Below are 17,063 nucleotides of genomic sequence, written 5' to 3'. Positions count from 1 at the left end.
GCTTCCATGTGTGCATGGATCCGCACATCGTCCGACTCGGCCACGCTTCTGAAACGCCCCGAAACGACGCGGATGCGATCGCCGACCTGCACACCCGCAGCCGCCAGATCGCCTATCGCGGCCTCTATGGCGACGCCTTCCTGGACCACGAACTGTTCGAGGTCTCGCGAGCGACGTGGCGAGCGCGGTTCGACGATTTCGACCCGGCCAAGGACCTGATCCTGGCGGCGATGGACGGCGAGACGACGGTCGGCCTGGCCTATGCCTCGTTCCGGCTGAACCCGCAGGTCGGCTGCCTGCTCGACAACCTGCACGTCGCACCCGAGCGCAAGGGCGGCGGCCTGGGCGGCGCCCTGCTGGCCGAGGTCGCGCGGTGGCTGATCGAGAGCCACGGCGGCGCGCCGCTGCACCTGGAGGTCTATGCGCCCAATGAGGCAGCGCTGGGCTTCTACATCCGCAAGGGCGGCGTCGAGGCGGCGCGGTATCGCGAGGAGGTCCCGGGCGGCCGCGAGGTGGAGGTGGTGCGGTATCGGTGGGCGGATCCGGAGGCGTTGTTACCTCAGGACCTGCAAACAATCTGAACAGGAACCCAAAATCAGAACACCTGATGGTTGCGCAATTTAGAATATCAGCGTTCTCTGTGGTTAACAGAGGGGGCTGTTATGACGACCAAAATGCTGGCGCCGAGCTATCTCGGCGCGATCCAACCCGGTGTGCTCAAGATCTCCACCTTCGGCGCTAACGCGTCACAACCTGGCTGCGATCTTCTCTTGTTCGGTCCAGGAGCAAACACCGCAACCATTGAACCGGATCCGGGCGACGCCCATTCGTGGACATTCCAAGTTCAGGACGGCCCAGCGCTCAAGCCGGCCGATCCGGGCTCAGCCCCCCTCCCTCCAAGCAGTGCGGGGGCGCCACCAATATTTCACTTCTCGCTAGCGGCGCGGGCGACAAATCCAGTCACGAGCCAGGAAGAACCTGTACGGGTCGTCGTCACCCTTGATGGAACCCCGCTGACGGCCATCGGCGCCGATCCGCAAGGCCAACCGGCTCAGGACACCGTCGTGGAGATGCCCGACGAATCCATCGACCTCTTCCTGGAGGCGTAGAAAATGGCCCGTCATTTCCTGATCCTTGCCAGCACTAGCTTCGCCTTGTTTGCGGGCGTAGCCGCAGCTGAGGACCAAAAGGAGCTCAAGCTCCAGAGCTACGGGGACATCAAAAACGCAAAGCTATACGAGTACGATACCGCCGTACCGGCGGCGCCGGCGCTGGGCATGGTCGAGAACACTCCGGAGCTCAGCTTCTCCGCGCCCTTCGGCCCCGACCTCAGCAAGGAAGTCATTCTCACGGGCGAAAAACCCGGCTTCGCCGTAGCGCTTCGTCCCTATTGGGTCTCTGGAGCGGGCCTTTACCTAACTCCAGACAACTACCAGAAGGACACGAGTTGGTTCACGCGCACCGCAGCGCGAACGGTTTTCAGCGCCGCAGGCGCCCCCGTCGTAACCGACGCGTCCAAAGGGCTGGGCGCCGCGGTCGGCCTATCCACCGAACTGCTCGATAAAGCGGATCCGCGCTTCAATGATGCGCATCTAACCTGCCTTAAGGACAGCGGGCAGGAAGTTAGCCACATCCGGAACACGCTTATCGCGGCTCTCAACACCGATCCGGCGAAGGTCGCCGAGGCCAAGGTGATCGCGATCACTGCCCTAGGCTCGACGCCGCCTCCTGCAGCGCTTCAGACCGCCGACAGCATCTCAAGCGTTCAAATGGCCCTGCCCCCCTTGCTCAGAGACGTCATCACGGCCTGGAAGAACCAGCAAGTCGAGAGCCTGTCCGCTTCTCAAGCGGCAGAAACGAAATACAAGGCCAGGGTCGCCCGCTGCTTCAAGCGCGCGAAGCTGGCGGCTGAAAACACGGTCAGCCTGCAAGTGGCCGGCGGTACGGGATGGGCGTCCGACACCTACAGCCTGTCAAACATGAAGAGTACCGGCGGCAAGGCGTGGGCCGCGTTCCGCCTGCCCCTGGGAGCCTATAAGGACTGCCGATCGAAATCGAAGGAGTCCACCGAGACCATGGCCTTGGAGGCCAGCGAGATCGAGACCCACAGGGACGGCAAATGCCTGTCCCCGCCCGGCAACCTGACCGCCTTCGCCCACTACAGCAGCGACGACAAGGTAACGGTGGCGAGCGCGACGAAATCGGCCAAGGTCAGCCAGTTCGGCGTCGTCCTCAGCAAAAAGAATGCTGACAATACATGGTCCATTTCGGCGTCGGCCGCCTGGAACAAACGCGACTATGAAGAGGCTGGCTTAGCAACCGACAAGTTCGAACGCTACGCGATCGCCTACGCCCAGAAGGTCACGGGAAAGATCTGGTTTGAAGCCACCTTTGGTCAAACCTCTGGCGTTGCGACGGCCAAGGACGAAAGCTACGGCCTGGTCCGCTTTGTCGTGAAGTGAACCAATAAGAAAACGGCGAGGGACCATCTGAGGTCCGCTCGCCGTTCGCCCCCGTGGAGGGCTCTCCGTCATTGGCTCGAGGCCGCCGTCCGGGCTCTCCACTGTCCCCACCGGTCCGACTCCCACAAGAAGCAGACCGGTCTTGTCTAAGGCCGAGGCGCGGATCGAACTGTGACGATCCGCACACCCGGTGAAATGATCGTTTTCCTAGAACGGGATCTCGTCGTCCAGGTCGGCCGAGAAGCTCTCGCGCGGGCCGCTGGGCTGGCTGCGCTGACCGCCGCCGCCACCGAAGTTGCCGCCGCCGCCGCCCGAATAGCCGCCGCCGTATTCGTCACCGCCGCCCGACGAGGCGCCGGCGCTATCGCCGCGACCGCCCAGCATGGTCAGTTCGCCACGGAACTTCTGCAGCACGATCTCGGTCGAGTACTTCTCGGCGCCGGTGTTGTCGGTCCACTTGCGGGTCTGGATGGCGCCCTCGATGTAGACGGTCGACCCCTTGCGCAGGTATTGCTCGGCGACCTTCACCAGGTTGTCGTTGAAGATCACGACGCGGTGCCATTCGGTCTTTTCCTTGCGCTCGCCGCTGTTGCGGTCGCGCCAGGTTTCCGAGGTGGCGATACGGAGGTTAGCGACGCGGTCGCCCGAACCCAGGCTGCGGATCTCGGGATCGGCCCCCAGATTGCCCACCAGAATGACCTTGTTGACGCTGCCAGCCATCGCTCGCCCTTGTTCTCGCCCAGCGACCCTTGCGCCGGAATCTGAGGGCGGACGTTAACGAGCGCTTAAGCGGGATGCAAGTTTTGTTCCCGGAACGTTCTTGTGGACGAGCAAGAGGGCTGTGGACTGACGAACCGCCCCGCCCTCTTCCGTCGAAGCGCTACTGGGCGGGCTCGCGGCGGATAGCGCCCGGCACGGCCAGGCGGCCGTCGCCCGTGCGGACCAGCGACATGAAGCGCGGGCCTTCATAGGTCTGGCCCACATAGATCCCTTCCTTCTCGAGGAAGATGAAGGACCCCTGATAGGCGCCGACCATGCTCTGGCTGTTGGACTGACCCAGGCGGACAAAGCGCATGCGCGCGCCCTCAAGCTCGGCGGCGCACAGCTCCATCTGGGCCACGTTGCGGGCCAAGGGGTTGTAGCGCAGCGTGCCGTCCTTGTTGGTCGCCACCTGGAAGCAGACGCCCGTCTCGAACGGCGCCTTGGTCTGCTTCTCGCAGGCCGAGAGCCCGAGGGCGGAGACGGCCAGGACGGCGGCGGTGGCGAGGACGGCGTGCTTCATGGATTACACTTATAAAACCAATCAGCCGTTCGGGATAGAGCAGTTCGGGCCCTGATCGAAGGCGGTGTGGAAGCTGCGGTTGTCCGACGAGATCTCGACGCGGCCCGGCACCAGGCGGAGGGTTTCCTCGCCCCAGCGGCCATAGGTGGCGCCGCCCGAACGCTCGCAGCGGCCGCCGAACAGCTGCTGGGCGCAGGCGTTCAGGGTGATGTCGCCCGGCAGGCGTCGCCACTCGTTGCCGGCGTAACGCCAGCAGGCGGCCAGAGGGGTGTTGTTGGAGGCGCTGGCGGGCGTCGAAGGCGTCGACGGGTTCGACGGCGTGGTCGCGGCGGGCGCGGTCACGGTCGGGGTCGGCGGCAGCGGGGTCAGGACGGTGCCGGCTTGGTCGGCCGCGGCCAGGGCCCCGGTCTCGTCCACGCCGACGTCCAGCGCGCCGGTGGCCACGCCGTTCTTCTTGGCGCACTCGGCCAGGGTGATCTCGCCGACGAAGCTGCCGCCCACGAAGCACCGCAGCGGGCGCGCCGGGTCCAGCTTGGCGTCGTCGTCGCGTCCGGTCTCGACGATCAGGCCGGCGCGCGAGGCCGGCGGCTCCTCGGCGGGTTTCTTGTCGTGGCCCGACATCAGGGCCACGGCGATGCCCAGACCAGCCAGCAGCGCGAGCGTCGCGCCGCCGCCGATGATGATCCGTCGATCTTTCAGAAAGTCCATGGCCACTGGCTACGACGCGTCGATGACGCTTTCAAGCTCGGCGACCTCGGAAAAAGGGTTAGCCGCCGCCGGTCAGGCGGTTCAGGGCCGCCTGATAGTTCGAGATCTGGGCGGTCAGATAGGCCGGCACCGTGCCGCCGGACTTGCCCGCGCCCGTGCCGCTATCGCTCTTGACCCCCATCGCCGCGTCGGAGACCTCGCGATAGGCGGTGCGGATCGAGGACATGGCCCGCTGGATGACCGTATTGAGGTTCTTGCGGCCCGCCTCGGTCGTCAGGTCCAGTTCAGGTGGCAGCTGCAGGCCGTACATCGGGCCGCTGCCGTCGGCCGAGACGGTCTTGCCGTCGTCGGTCTTGGTGGCGCGCACGACACCGCCGGCCAGGCCCAGCGAGGTCAGCACGTCGGTGCCGCCCTTGCCGGCCACGACCTCGATGGTCGAGGTGTTCGAGGCCGGGCTGATCTTGAGCACGCGGCTGTTGCCGCTGGACACGACCTCGACCTTGGCGCGGTAGCCCGAGGCCTTCTTGACCTTGTCTGCCAGGGTCTCGAGCGTGTCGTTGGCCTCGATCTTGATCGTGCTCAGGGTCCCGCGCTCGCGGGTGCGGATCTGGAAGGTGTCACCGGCCCGCGCCGCCGTCGCCGAGACGATGCGGTCGGATTGGCTGAAGTCCATCTTACCAGCGGGCAGGCCGAACAGGTCCAGGCTGGAAGCGCCCGACACCGAGGCCGAGACTGAGGTTGGGGTCGCGTAGCCGTCCTTGCCGGTCAGACGCTGGCTCCAGTCAACCGCGCCCGTGCTGACGTTCAGCTGGGCGACATAGCCGTCCTTGCTGCCGACCGTCGCCTGGCCGTCCAGATTGGCGCCGGCCGAGCCGACCACCCAGGCCGTGCCGTTCTTGACGTCGAAGCCGGTGACCGTGTCGTCGCCCGCCCCGCCATAGTAGGTCATGGCGTCGGAGCCGGTGTCGGACAGGTCCAGCGAGACCCGGCCGACGAAGGCGTCCAGGCCGCCTGACGCCGAGTTCGCACCGCCGATCGACATCGCGCCATTGGCCGTGGAGCCACCGACATAGAGCTGGCCGCCGTCAATCTTCAGCCCGACCAGGTCGCCGCCCTTCAGCGTGCCCAGGTCGCGGGTGGCGCCGGCCGTGAGGGTGGCGGTCTTGGTGTAGGTGACCGGCACGCTCTGATAAGCGCCGTATTGGTCCAGCTTGGTGACGTTTTCGGTCACGACATTGGCCGACACGTCGAAGCTGCGCAACTTGGCCGAGCCGTTCTCTTTCGAGCCGACGATGACCTGCGAGCCGTTGACGACGATGTCCGAGACGCTGTCGTTCTCGGCCGTGCCGAACTTCTGGGTGAACAGCGCCTTGGGCTGGCCCTGGGCGTCCGTGGCGAAGGCCGACAGATAGGCGTCGTAGCCGCCGCTGGGATCCGTGCCGACCGCGCCTGGCAGATCCGACTTCGAACGACCGCCGACATAGAGAACGCCGTCCGACCCGAAGGCCAGGGCCGTGGCCTCGTCTTCCTGCAGGCCGCCGCGGCGCACCGTCCACTGCTCGTCGCCCTTGGCGTCGTAGCGGGTGACGAAGCTGTCGGTGGTGGTCGATGAGTCGCCGTTGTTGATCGGGCCGTTGACCGCGCCGGCCAAGCGGCCGCTGACCGAGCCGGCCACGGCGACACTGCCGTCGTCGGCGACGGCCAGGGACAGACCGTTGGCCTCGTCAGTCGCGCCCAGGGTCCGGGCGTACAGCAGGTGTCCGGCGCTGTCGTACTTCAGCAGCGCGACGTCGCTCTCGCCCTTGATGACCTGGCCGTTGAGGTCGGTCTTGCCGTCGACCGCCGTATCGACGTCGGCCAGCATGTAGATCGAGCCGTCGGCCCCGGTCACCGACTTGCGAACGGTATTGATCGTGCCCTGCAGGGTTTCCGTGAAGACCTTGCCGCCCGGCGCGCCGGCATTGGCGCCGCCATTGGTCCCGGCGGCGCTGTACTTGGTCAGGGTCGTTTCATAGACCCCGTCGTCGGTCAGCGCGTTCTTGTCAGGATCGGGATTGCCGGCCTTGGTCGTGACATAGACCGCCGGCGCCGTGGTCGGGGCGCTGAAGGTCAGTTGCTCGACGGAGTCGCCATTGACCTTCAGGGCGAAGTTGTCGCCGGTCGCCGGCAGGGTCACGGGCTTGCCATTGACCTGGACGGTGCGCTCCTGGCCCGTCGTGCGCTGCACCGAGAAACTGGTGTTGAAACCGGCCGCCTTCAGCTTGTCGTTCATGTAGCTGACGACGTTGGACATGGTCCGGGGCTTGGAGCCCATTTCGGACAGGTCCATGGTCACGTTGGTGGTGACGCCGAAGCTTTTCACGGCGACGCCGAACGACACATCGCCCTGGAACTTGGGCACCTCGTCGTCCACCTGGCCGCTGTAGAGGGTGTCGGTCGTATAGGAATAGGTCGCCTTGGGCACGCCCACGGTCGACTTGTCACTGGTCATCACCTGGCCTGTCGTCAGGCGCAGCTGATCCAGCGAAAGATTCTGCACATAGCTGCTGATCTCGCCCAGGCCCTTGGTCAGGGTCGACTGCAGCTTGGTCAGCTCGCCATCGGTGACGCCTTTCTCACCCGCGCGGGTCGACAGGGCCGACAGGGTGTTCAGGGCCTGATAGGTGGCGAACAGCTTCTTGTAGTCAGGGCTGACGCCCTTCAGCGCCGAGGTGTTGGCGCCCTCGTCGACCAGCTTGCGGCCGTTCAGCGCGGAGCGGACCAGTTCACTGGCCGGCGCGGCGTCGGACAGCCACGGCGCCTTGGGCACCACGGCCTTCGTGCCGGAGGAGCTCGTCGTCGGCGCAGACGCGGCAGCACCCGTCACGCCCGCGCGGGCCTGATAGTAGCTGAGCAGAATGTTCGAATCGAACGAGATCACGGCCAATCCTGTGCGGGACGCAAAATCCCCCGCTGGTACCTGTGCCAGAGGTTCGCTGACGACTCGTTAAGACCTTGGGTTAAGCCGCGATAAGGTTGGCGTCCGACAAGGCCCGGCGGGCGTCTTCGCGCAGCTCGCGCCACTCGTCGGCCAGGATGCCCAGCAGCACCACGTCGCGTGGCTGGCCGTCCTTCAGGACATGCCCACGCAGATAGCCTTCGCGACGGAAACCGGCGGCCGACTGAGCCTTCAGGGCCGCGTCGTTGTCGGCCATCACCTCGGCGAACACCTTGTGCAGGGAGAGCTCGCCAAAGGCGCGGTCCAGACCCAGCACCTGGGCTGCGCGACCAACGCCCCTGCCCCGCGCCTCGGCCGAGCCCAGGAACCAGTTCCAGCTGGCGCGGCGATGATGGCTGTTGAGGCCGGTCAGGGTGAGCAGGCCCATGGGCGCGCCGGCGCGCGTGATCATCCAGCCCCGCATGTCGGAATCGGCGCGCAGCGCCTGGAACCAGACGGCGTGCGCCTCCCGGCTGGGCAGGTCGGCGTCCGACATCCAGCGGTCGACCTCGGGCTCGGAACGCCATTGAAAGAGAACCGCCTCGTCCTCGTCCCGCAAGTCTCGCAGCTCGATCATGCGCGTCGCCGAATCCCAAGCAAACCCTGCGGAAGCTTAGCCCGGCCACGCGCATCGACCTAGCGTTAGCCGCCCTTGAACAGCGACAGGATGATCTGCGGCGCGCCGTTGGCGATCGACAGGGCCTGAGCGCCAAGCTGTTGCTTGACCTGCAGGGCCTGCAAGCGGGCGCTTTCCTTGGCCAGGTCGGCGTCGACCAGGTTGCCCACGCCGGTTTCCAGCACGTCGGTCAGGCGCGAGACGAAGCTGTTGTGGGCGTCGATCTGCTTGGACTGGGTGCCGATGTTGCCGACGGCCTGGTTGATCGCGCTCATCGTCGAATCGAGGCGCGTCAGGACCGAGGTGGCGTTGGCCGAGCTCAGGATGTTGTCGGTAGGGTCGAGGGTATTGATCCCGCCGCCCATCGTCAGGTTCTGCAGGCTCAGCGTAATGGCCTGGGCCGCGTCGGCGTCGGCCAGGAAGGTCATGTCGGCCGCCTGGCTGCCGTCCAGCAGGTTGGCGCCGTCGAACACGGCGCTGCTGATCACCTGCTGCAGGTTCTTCAGCAGACCCTGGAAGTCGGCGTTCAGCGACTGTAGCGAGGTCGAGGTCAGCGAGGTGTCCTTGGCGGCCACCACCTTCTCGCGCATCAGCTTCAGGAGGTCGGAAACGGACTCGCCGGCGGCCAGGGCCACGTCCGCGATCGAGGTCGCGCGGTCCAGGCTCATCTTGACCGCGCCCAGCGCGCTCATGTCGGCGCGCTGTTCCTGGGCGATCGACCAGATGGCCGCGTTGTCCTTGGCGGTCGAGATCGACTCGCCCGTATTGATGCGGGTCTGCACCGACTGCATCTGATCGTTGGTGCGATTCAGATTCTGCAGCGCGATCAGCGCGGGCTGGTTCGTGTTGACGCTCAGCGTCATGCGCGGCCTCCGACTGGCTTTTGCCGTTGGTTGCGACCGCGCGCGATTCGGCGAGCGATCTACTCGCCGCCCAAGTTGGGGTCAGAAGGTAAGATTATGGTTAACGCTTATAAACCATGTCTGTTTACCGGTGTGGCCCGCGGTCGCACCTCCCCTTCTCTCCCGATCTAGTTCGCCCTCAGGCCTGGCCGTCGAAGACGTCGCCCGACGCGTAGTGGACCTCGTCACGCAGCTTCAGGATCTGCTCGCGCGGATACTGATTCAGCGTCTCGCCCGTACGACGATCGACCGTCTTGTAGATGTAGTCGCCCGAGTCATCGTCCTGTTCGATCACCAGACGCAGGTCGCCCGGCTGCGGACCATCATCGACGACCTTGGCCTTTTCAGCCTTCTCGGCCTCGTGGACCTGTTGCGGCGCGGCCGTCTGAGCTTGCCCCGAAACGACGTTCGCGCCCTCGGACGGGTCCGGGGCGTTGGCGGGAGAAACGGGAGCGATGAAGTCTCGGATGGCCGACAATGCGGCTTTTGGTTCCATTTTCTATTTGCCGACGTTTTGAGCCGGCCCCTCCTCTTTGGTTCTGGAAATACGCTTTTGACGAAAGCGGAACGAAAGTCGGAGGCGGGCCACCAGGACCCGCCTCCTCCCGTTCGTTAGCGGAACAGGCTCAGGATCGACGACGACGACTGGTTCGCGATCGACAGCGCCTGCACGCCGAGTTGTTGCTTGGTTTGCAGCGACTGCAGCTTGGCGCTTTCCTTGGCCAGGTCGGCGTCCACCAGGTTGCCGACGCCGGCGTCCAGGCTGTCTTGCAGCTTGCCGACGAAGGTCAGGTGGGTGTCCAGGCCCGTCGAAGACGTACCCAGCGTCGCCAGCTTGTTGGTGGCGGTGCCGATGGCCGTGTCGATGCTGGCGATCATCGCCTTGGCCGCGCTGGCCGTGGCGAAGGCCGGGGTCGTGGTCGCCAGGCCCAGACCAGCCAGGGTCAGGGACTGCGCCTTCACCGTGAAGCCCGAGCCGTCGGTGTTGGCCAGGAAGGTCAGGCTGTTGGTGCTGCCGTCAGCGATGCTGATGCCGTTGAACTTGGCGTTCGAGGCGGCCTTCGAGATCTGGTCGCGCAGCGAGACGAAGTCAGCGTTCAGGGCGTTGAACGAGGCGGTGTTCAGCGAGGTGTCGGAAGCGGCCAGAGCCTTTTCCTTCATCTTGCCGAGCAAGTCGGTGATCGTGTCACCGGCGGCGAGCGCCACGTCGATGGTGGATTGACCGCGTTGCAGCGAGTCCTTGACGGCGTTCAGCGACGAGGCCGTGGCCGACTGGTTCTTGGACATGGCCCAGATGGCGCCGTTGTCCTTAGCGCTACCGACCTTCTTGCCGGTGTTGATGCGCTGTTGGGTAACCTGAAGCTCGTTGTTGGTGGTGTTCAGGTTTTGCAGGGCGATCATGGCGCCCGCGTTCGTATTGATGCTGTTCAGCGGCATACGAGTAGATCCTTTTCAAGGTATCCGACGCCATTTTGGCTGCCGGGAGCGTTTTGCTCGAAAAGGTCTGTAGCAATTGCCGGGCCAATTCTGCCGAGCTGCGACAATCTCGCTAAATCACTGAAATTACTGCGTTATAGGTCCATTAACGACGAAGCCCCCCGGCAATTTTTGCCGGGGGGGCTTTCGACATAGGCAATTGTTGCCGGGCACATAATGCGCACCCAGCAGGAAAGAGGCGCCGGGCGGCTTTTGACGGCCGCCCGGCGTATCGGGCTCACCCCTTGAACAGCGACAGGATCGACTGCGGCGTTTGGTTAGCGATCGAGAGAGCCTGCACACCCAGCTGTTGCTTGGTTTGCAGCGACTGCAGCTTCGCGCTTTCCTTGGCCAGGTCAGCGTCGACGAGGTTGCCCACGCCGGCGTCCAGGCTGTCCTGCAGCTTGCCCACGAAGGTCAGGTGAGTATCCAGACCGGTCGAGGCAGTGCCCAGGGAAGACAGTTTGTTCGTTGCCGTCTGCAACGCAGAGGTCAGGGTCGCGATCAGCGACTTGGCCTCAGCGGCGTTCGTGAAGGTCGTCGCAGCGGACGTCAGACCAAGGCCCGTCAGGCTCAAATCTTGGGCGGAGACCGTGAAGGTGCCGCCGTCCGAATTGGCCAGGAAGGCCAGCTGGGTGGTCGTGCCGTCAGCCAGGCTGACGCCGTTGAACTTCGAATTTTCCGCAGCCTTTTGGATCTGGTTGCGGAGCGAGACGAAGTCGGCGTTCAGGGCGTTGAACGAAGCGGTGTTCAGCGAAGTGTCGGAAGCGGCGAGAACCTTTTCCTTCATCTTCGAGATCAGATCGGTGATGGTGTCGCCGGCCGCGAGAGCAACGTCGATCGTCGACTGACCGCGAGAGAGCGAGTCTTTCACGGCATTCAACGAGCTCGAGCTCGCGGTCTGCATTTTGGCCATCGACCAGATCGCGCCGTTGTCCTTAGCGCTTCCGACCTTCTTGCCGGTGTTGATACGGCTCTGGGTGGTGGCGAGCTCCGTGTTGGTCGAGTTCAGGTTTTGGAGCGCGATCATCGCGCCCGGATTCGTGTTGATCGAATTCAGCATTTGATACCTACCGTTTTGGTGGGATTTGTCCGGCGTATTGCCGGGCGGGCGTTTTGCCCGCGTGAACCATCGCAAGCGGCGGGCCAACCGAACCGCGTTCGGCGCCATCGCGTAAAATATTGATTTTATTGGAATTATTGAATCAGCCAGGGCCAAAACGAAACCGCCCGGCGAATGCAACATTCGCCGGGCGGCAGGTTTTTCCGGAGCTGGTAGGCAAGACGTTCAGTCTTGCGAAAACCGAAGAATCAGGCGGCGTCGGCGCGTCCCGACAGGCCCTGCATGATCATGCGGTTGATCTCGATCAGTGGCTCGAACTCTTCCTCCTTGCGCATCACGGCGCTGGAGTGACGGCCAACCCACAGGCTGAGCGAAATGATGCTGGCGCGCAGCTGCATCGGCAGCTGGTTTTCGGGCAAGGCGCAGTCGGTCGCCAAGGCCGACCAGACCTTGCGATTCCAATCCAATGCGTCGATCCGCGTGGCGAAGTCGTCCGTCGGGGCTTGCGACGCGTCCATGAGGGCGCGCGTCACCTGCCCGAACAGGCGGTACTCCATTTCACGGGGATTCTCAGCCCGCGTCGCCGCCTGCTGATACGCCCGAAGAGACATGCCCCAACCTCTCGTCTTCGTATTCAATCAACTTACGGCTCAACATCAGAGCCTTGTAGTACTCACGCGCCATCACGTGCTTCGAAATGGCGATGCAGTCCTGAAGGACCGTAGGATTACGCACAACACCCATAAAATCGTTAAGGCGAGTGGCGAATTCCTCATAAAACTTCTCGGCGTTCCCCTCCTCCAGGTACATCATCATCACCGGGAAATAGATCCGACGCGCGGGCGTCGTGACCTGATCCGGCTGTAAGATGTCCTTCTCGCGAAGGACGGAGGCCTTGTTCTGGAGAACCAGAACCCCGCGCCGATCCCCATTCTGGACCACGGCGCCGTTGAGAACGAATTTTTCGCCGGGCTTCAGCGACAGCTTCAAAGGCACTAAGGCCGCTCCTTTGTTGACGCCGCTTCGCCCGGATCCGCCGATGTCGACGGGTTCGAGCGGAAAGCTAGCCGCGCACGTGTTAACGCTGTCTTGCCGCCCCATGATCGCCCTTGCGACCGTGAGACGCAGCTTAGGACTCGATTAAGCATAGCGCCTCAAAACATGGTTAACACCAAGCGTAAGGTTTCAACGATGTCCCGCAAACGCGCTCTCGAAATGTCCGCCAGCGGCCTCGCCCAGGCCGAGGCGGTCGGCGCCGGGCCGATTTACGCGGGGCAGATGAGCACCGCCATGGGCGATTCGGCGTCCAGCGACGCCCTGGAGCGCCTTAAGCGCGCCACCCAGGACGTCAAGAACGCCGAGAACAGCAAGCTTCTGAACCGCGCCATCCAGGCGGTGCACAAGCAGGAGTTCGACAAAGCCGACAAGCTGGCCCTGAAGCTGCTGGATGCCGACAACCGGCTGGGCCTGGCCTGGCACGTCCTGGCCATCGCGCGTGAAAAGAAGGGCGACTACGCCTCTTCCCTGCGCGCGTACGAAGCGGCGCTGGCCTTGCTGACCGACCACGGCTCGGTCGCCGGAGACCTGGGCCGCCTGGCCCTGCGAATCGGCATGCCCGAACTTGCGGTCGGCTTCTTCGCCCACTTCCGCCTGTCCCGCCCAAACGACCTTGAGGCCGCCAACAACCTGGCTTCGGCGCTGCGCGAGCTGAATCGCGAGAGCGAGGCGATCGAAGTGCTGAAGGACGCGATCGCCACGCATCCCGAGAGCCCCGCGCTCTGGAACACCCTGGGCACGGTGCTGTGCAACACGGGCGACGCCACCGGTTCGATCGTGTTCTTCGACGAAGCGCTGCGCATGGAGCCCACGTACAGCAAGGCCTTACACAACCGCGCCTTCGCCAAATCGGACATGGGCGACGTCGAGGGCGCTCTGGCCGACTGCGAAGAGGCGATGAAGCGCCCCAGCACGCCGCACGATCACGCGATCATGGAGTTCGCCTATTCCACCCTGCTGCTGGCCTTGGGTCGCATGGACGAAGGCTGGAAGGCCTATGAGGCCCGCTTCTCGCGCGAACTGACCGACGCGCCGCAGTTCTATGTCGCCGGGATGCGCTGGTCCGGCCAGGACCTGACGGGCAAGCACCTGCTGCTCAGCGCCGAGCAAGGCCTGGGCGACGAGGTCATGCTGGCCAACCTGCTGGCCGACACCCGGGCGCTGCTGGGCCCTGAGGGCAAGCTGACCCTGGCGGTCGAGCCCCGCCTGATCCCGCTGTTCCAGCGCTCGTATCCCGATATCGAAGTCACCCGGCACAGGACGGTGTCCTACGAAGGCCGCATCTGGCGCACCTTCCCGGAAATCACCGACTACAGCCAATTCGACTACTGGGCCGCGATGGGCGACTTCCTGCCCAGCCTGCGCCCCACGGTCGACGCCTTCCCGGATCGCCGCGCCTTCCTGACCCCCGATCCCGAGCGCGGCGCCCACTGGAAGGCCGAGCTTGAGAAACTGGGCTCTGCGCCCAAGGTCGGCATGCTGTGGAAGAGCGCCAACCTCACATCTGAGCGCGCCCGTCAGTTCTCGGCGTTCGAAAAATGGGAGCCGGTGCTGAAGACGCCGGGCGTCACCTTCGTCAATCTGCAGTACGGCGACTGCGAGGCGGAGATCGCCTTCGCCAAGGAAGCCTTCGGCATCGAGATCTGGCAGCCGCCGGGCATCGACCTGAAGAAGGACCTGGACGACGTCACGGCCCTGTGCGCCGCGGTCGACCTCGTGGTCGGCTATTCGAACGCCACCATGAACCTGGCCGGCGCGGTCGGGACGCCCAGCTTCATGCTGACCGGCGCGGCCTCGTGGACGCGCCTGGGCACCGACTATTACCCCTGGTATCCGAGCGTGCGCTGCTTCGTCACGCAGCAGTACGGCCATTGGGAAGAGGCCATGGCGAACATGGCTGAAGCCCTGGGCGAGTTCGTCGCCAGATAGTTGCGGTCGGCCGCGGCTTTGTTGCCGCTCCGACACGGATCGTCCGCATTTCCGCGCCGATTCACGGCGTAGCTGCACGTCCTGACCCGGCGGCTATGTGTGCGCCCGCCGGAACGGGACGACGGCGATGCGTAAGACGGAAGTGCGGTTGCGCGACGTGCGCGAGGACGACCGCGAGCGGCTGCTGGCCTGGCGCAACAGCGCCGAGGTCGCGGCCTACATGTATTCCGACCACAAGATCGGTCCCGACGAGCACGATCATTGGTTCGACGTCGTGCGCCACGATGCGCGCCGCCGCTACTGGATCATCGAGGCGAACGGCGAGCCTGTCGGCTTGGCCAACCTGGCCGACATCGACATGACCCACCGCCGCTGCGCCTGGGCCTACTACCTGGCCAGCCCGAGCGTGCGGGGCCTGGGCGTCGGCTCGTTCGTCGAGTTCGCGGTGATCGAGCACGTGTTCAGCGAGCTCGCCTTGAACAAGCTGTGGTGCGAGGTGCTGATCTCCAACGAGGGGGTCTGGCGTCTGCACGAGCTGTACGGTTTCCAGCGCGAGGCCCTGTTTCGCGAGCACGTGATGAAGAACGGCCACGAGGTCGACGTCGTGGGCCTGGGCCTCCTGGCCTCCGACTGGGCCACGCGCCGCGAGGCCATGGCCCAACGCCTGCGCGACAAGGGTTTCGATATTCAGGCGACCCCATCCCGGGCAGCCTGAGCCCGCCCTTCCCCATCGTCAGACTTGCCAAGCGCGGAGACGCCGGTAGTTTGGTTCGTTCATTTGAACAACTGTTCGAACCGGATCCGACTCATGAGCCAGCGCTTCGAAGGCACTTCCGACTACGTGGCGACCGACGACCTGAAGGTCGCGGTGAACGCCGCCGTGGCCCTGGAGCGTCCCCTGCTGATCAAGGGCGAGCCCGGCACCGGCAAGACGGTGCTGGCCTACGAAGTCGCCAAGGCGATGGGCGCGCCGCTGATCACCTGGCACATCAAGTCGACGACCAAGGCCCAGCAAGGCCTGTACGAGTACGACGCCGTCACCCGCCTGCGCGACAGCCAGCTGGGCGACGAGCGCGTCAAGGACGTCAAGAACTACATCAAGAAGGGCAAGCTCTGGGAGGCGTTCGAGAGCGAACAGCGCCCGGTGCTGCTGATCGACGAGATCGACAAGGCCGACATCGAGTTCCCCAACGACCTGCTGCAGGAACTCGATCGCAACGAGTTCTACGTCTACGAGACCAATGAGACGATCAAGGCCAAGGTCCGGCCGATCATCATCATCACCTCGAACAACGAGAAGGAACTGCCGGACGCCTTCCTGCGCCGCTGCTTCTTCCACTACATCCGCTTCCCCGAGGAAGCGACGATGCAGGCCATCGTCGACGTCCACTTCCCCGGCATCAAGCAGAAGCTGGTCGCCGAGGCGCTGCGCATCTTCTACGACATGCGCAAGGTGCCCGGCCTGAAGAAGAAACCCTCGACGTCCGAGCTGCTGGACTGGCTGAAGCTTCTGCTGGTCGAGGACATCGACGATCAGGTCCTGCGCGAGAAGGACCCGACCAAGCTGATTCCGCCCCTGCACGGTGCCCTGCTGAAGAACGAACAGGACGTGCACCTGTTCGAGCGTCTGGCCTTCCTGGCCCGTCGCGAGGGTTCGGGCGCGCGTCCTGGACAATAGGCGTCCGCGACCATTTGGTCGTTAACTTGATTTCACTGGACGCGCGCTAGGCGTGCGCCCACCTTCCCGCGCATCGAGGGAAGGCCTTAAGGATACCCATGCGTTATTCGAAATGGCTGGCCGCGGCGCTGATGATCAGCGTCGGTGCGAGCGCGCTCACCGCTTGCCACCGCACCCCGTCGGACCAAGGCCAATCCGAGCGCCGCCCAGGTCGCCGCGAACCGGTCCACGTCATCGACAAACTCGACTGTCCCGAACGCCAAGGCGAGTTGAAGCGCGTCAGCGTCGCCGCCGACGGTCAGTCCTGCAGCTATCATTCCGGTGAGGCCACGGTCGATCTGCGGCTGGTGCGGCTGAACGGCGGCGACGCCGAGGCGGCCCTGGCCCCGATCGAAGGCGAGCTGAAAGAAATCATGCCGACCCCACCGGCCGCGCCGAAACCCGTCGAGGGCAAGGGCAAGACCGGCAAGAACCGCACGTCCATCAACCTGCCCGGCGTGAAGATCAACGCCAGCGACGACGGCGCCGACATCCGCATCGGTCACCTGACCATCAACAGCGACGGCGGCGCGGCCGAGGTGAAGGTCAATAAGAACGTCAACATCCGCGGCGACGACGCGCACGGCGCGGTCAATGTCTCGGCCAATGACGAGCACGAGGGCGACGTCACCATCAAGGCCGACGACCACGGCGCCGAGATCCGCACCAAGAAAAAGGGCGACATCGTCCGCTCGACCCTAATCCTGGCCAACGACAAGGCCCCGAAGGGTTATCGCCTGGCCGGCTACGAAGCGCGGGGCCCCAAGGGCGGCCCGCTGGCCGTCGCCGTCGTCAAGGCCAAGACCCGCGACACCGACGATCACGACATCTTCCGCGACATGAAGGCCCTGGTCCGCCACAACGTGGGGGGCTAG

The 17,063-nt window shown here is 64.7% G+C and carries 18 protein-coding genes; 7 read left to right on the top strand and 11 right to left on the bottom strand.

The features are described 5' to 3' along the window. Positions 1-14: 14 nt before the first annotated feature. The 3 genes from AC1RRR_RS03535 (at position 15) to AC1RRR_RS03525 (ending at position 2,462) form a co-directional block, all read left to right on the top strand. Positions 15-581 (top strand): GNAT family N-acetyltransferase, encoded by a 567-nt coding sequence (locus tag AC1RRR_RS03535; protein ID WP_492810613.1) that lies wholly within the window; start codon positions 15-17, stop codon positions 579-581. Positions 582-662: 81 nt separating this feature from the next. Continuing rightward, the gene (locus AC1RRR_RS03530) at positions 663-1,109 is read left to right on the top strand and encodes a hypothetical protein (RefSeq protein ID WP_492810612.1); all 447 of its coding nucleotides are present in this window, start codon (positions 663-665) and stop codon (positions 1,107-1,109) included. A 3-nt stretch (positions 1,110-1,112) separates the two neighbouring features. Continuing rightward, positions 1,113-2,462, top strand: coding sequence for a hypothetical protein (locus AC1RRR_RS03525; protein WP_492810610.1), 1,350 nt, complete (start codon positions 1,113-1,115; stop codon positions 2,460-2,462). A 207-nt stretch (positions 2,463-2,669) separates the two neighbouring features. Here the strand turns inward: AC1RRR_RS03525 and ssb are convergent, their stop codons facing one another. The 11 genes from ssb to flbT form a co-directional block, all read right to left on the bottom strand. Beyond that, positions 2,670-3,182, bottom strand: a complete 513-nt coding sequence (gene ssb, locus AC1RRR_RS03520; protein WP_492810609.1) for a single-stranded DNA-binding protein — start codon at positions 3,180-3,182, stop codon at positions 2,670-2,672. 160 nt (positions 3,183-3,342) lie between these two features. Next, entirely contained in the window at positions 3,343-3,744 is a 402-nt protein-coding gene (locus AC1RRR_RS03515; RefSeq protein WP_492810608.1) for a hypothetical protein, read from the bottom strand. A 21-nt stretch (positions 3,745-3,765) separates the two neighbouring features. Then, a complete protein-coding gene (locus AC1RRR_RS03510) occupies positions 3,766-4,452 on the bottom strand; it encodes a hypothetical protein (protein ID WP_492810606.1) in 687 nt (228 codons plus the stop codon). Positions 4,453-4,510: 58 nt separating this feature from the next. Further along, a complete protein-coding gene (locus AC1RRR_RS03505) occupies positions 4,511-7,372 on the bottom strand; it encodes a hypothetical protein (RefSeq protein ID WP_492810604.1) in 2,862 nt (953 codons plus the stop codon). A 79-nt stretch (positions 7,373-7,451) separates the two neighbouring features. Further along, a complete protein-coding gene (pseH, locus tag AC1RRR_RS03500; RefSeq protein WP_492810602.1) occupies positions 7,452-8,006 on the bottom strand; it encodes a UDP-4-amino-4,6-dideoxy-N-acetyl-beta-L-altrosamine N-acetyltransferase in 555 nt (184 codons plus the stop codon). Between the two features lie 65 nt (positions 8,007-8,071). After that, entirely contained in the window at positions 8,072-8,908 is an 837-nt protein-coding gene (locus AC1RRR_RS03495) for a flagellin (protein WP_492810600.1), read from the bottom strand. A 178-nt stretch (positions 8,909-9,086) separates the two neighbouring features. Continuing rightward, positions 9,087-9,425, bottom strand: a complete 339-nt coding sequence (locus tag AC1RRR_RS03490; RefSeq protein ID WP_492810598.1) for a flagellar protein FlaG — start codon at positions 9,423-9,425, stop codon at positions 9,087-9,089. Positions 9,426-9,559: 134 nt separating this feature from the next. Next, on the bottom strand, positions 9,560-10,384 hold the full coding sequence (locus AC1RRR_RS03485) for a flagellin (protein WP_492810597.1): 825 nt from the start codon (positions 10,382-10,384) through the stop codon (positions 9,560-9,562). A 277-nt stretch (positions 10,385-10,661) separates the two neighbouring features. After that, the gene (locus tag AC1RRR_RS03480; protein ID WP_492811749.1) at positions 10,662-11,486 is read right to left on the bottom strand and encodes a flagellin; all 825 of its coding nucleotides are present in this window, start codon (positions 11,484-11,486) and stop codon (positions 10,662-10,664) included. A 248-nt stretch (positions 11,487-11,734) separates the two neighbouring features. Next, positions 11,735-12,097, bottom strand: a complete 363-nt coding sequence (gene flaF, locus AC1RRR_RS03475) for a flagellar biosynthesis regulator FlaF (RefSeq protein ID WP_295106582.1) — start codon at positions 12,095-12,097, stop codon at positions 11,735-11,737. Next, entirely contained in the window at positions 12,057-12,482 is a 426-nt protein-coding gene (flbT, locus tag AC1RRR_RS03470) for a flagellar biosynthesis repressor FlbT (protein ID WP_492811747.1), read from the bottom strand. The genes flaF and flbT overlap by 41 nt, the downstream gene beginning before the upstream one ends. Before the next feature lie 195 nt (positions 12,483-12,677). On the opposite strand from flbT, the gene AC1RRR_RS03465 reads away from it, so the two are divergent. The 4 genes from AC1RRR_RS03465 (at position 12,678) to AC1RRR_RS03450 (ending at position 17,063) form a co-directional block, all read left to right on the top strand. Then, on the top strand, positions 12,678-14,471 hold the full coding sequence (locus AC1RRR_RS03465; RefSeq protein WP_492810595.1) for a tetratricopeptide repeat protein: 1,794 nt from the start codon (positions 12,678-12,680) through the stop codon (positions 14,469-14,471). A 127-nt stretch (positions 14,472-14,598) separates the two neighbouring features. Next, complete coding sequence (pseH, locus tag AC1RRR_RS03460) at positions 14,599-15,186, top strand: UDP-4-amino-4,6-dideoxy-N-acetyl-beta-L-altrosamine N-acetyltransferase (RefSeq protein ID WP_492810593.1); 588 nt, start codon at positions 14,599-14,601, stop codon at positions 15,184-15,186. A 93-nt stretch (positions 15,187-15,279) separates the two neighbouring features. Beyond that, complete coding sequence (locus AC1RRR_RS03455; RefSeq protein ID WP_291874171.1) at positions 15,280-16,149, top strand: AAA family ATPase; 870 nt, start codon at positions 15,280-15,282, stop codon at positions 16,147-16,149. Positions 16,150-16,247: 98 nt separating this feature from the next. Then, positions 16,248-17,063 carry a hypothetical protein gene (locus AC1RRR_RS03450; RefSeq protein ID WP_492810590.1) on the top strand — a complete coding sequence of 272 codons (816 nt, stop codon included), beginning with the start codon at positions 16,248-16,250 and terminating at the stop codon, positions 17,061-17,063.

It is taken from the genome of Caulobacter sp. GW821-FHT12D05 (assembly GCF_058807295.1).
The sequence above is the reverse complement of the archived record's forward strand: the minus strand, read 5'-3'. Positions and strand labels throughout refer to the sequence as shown.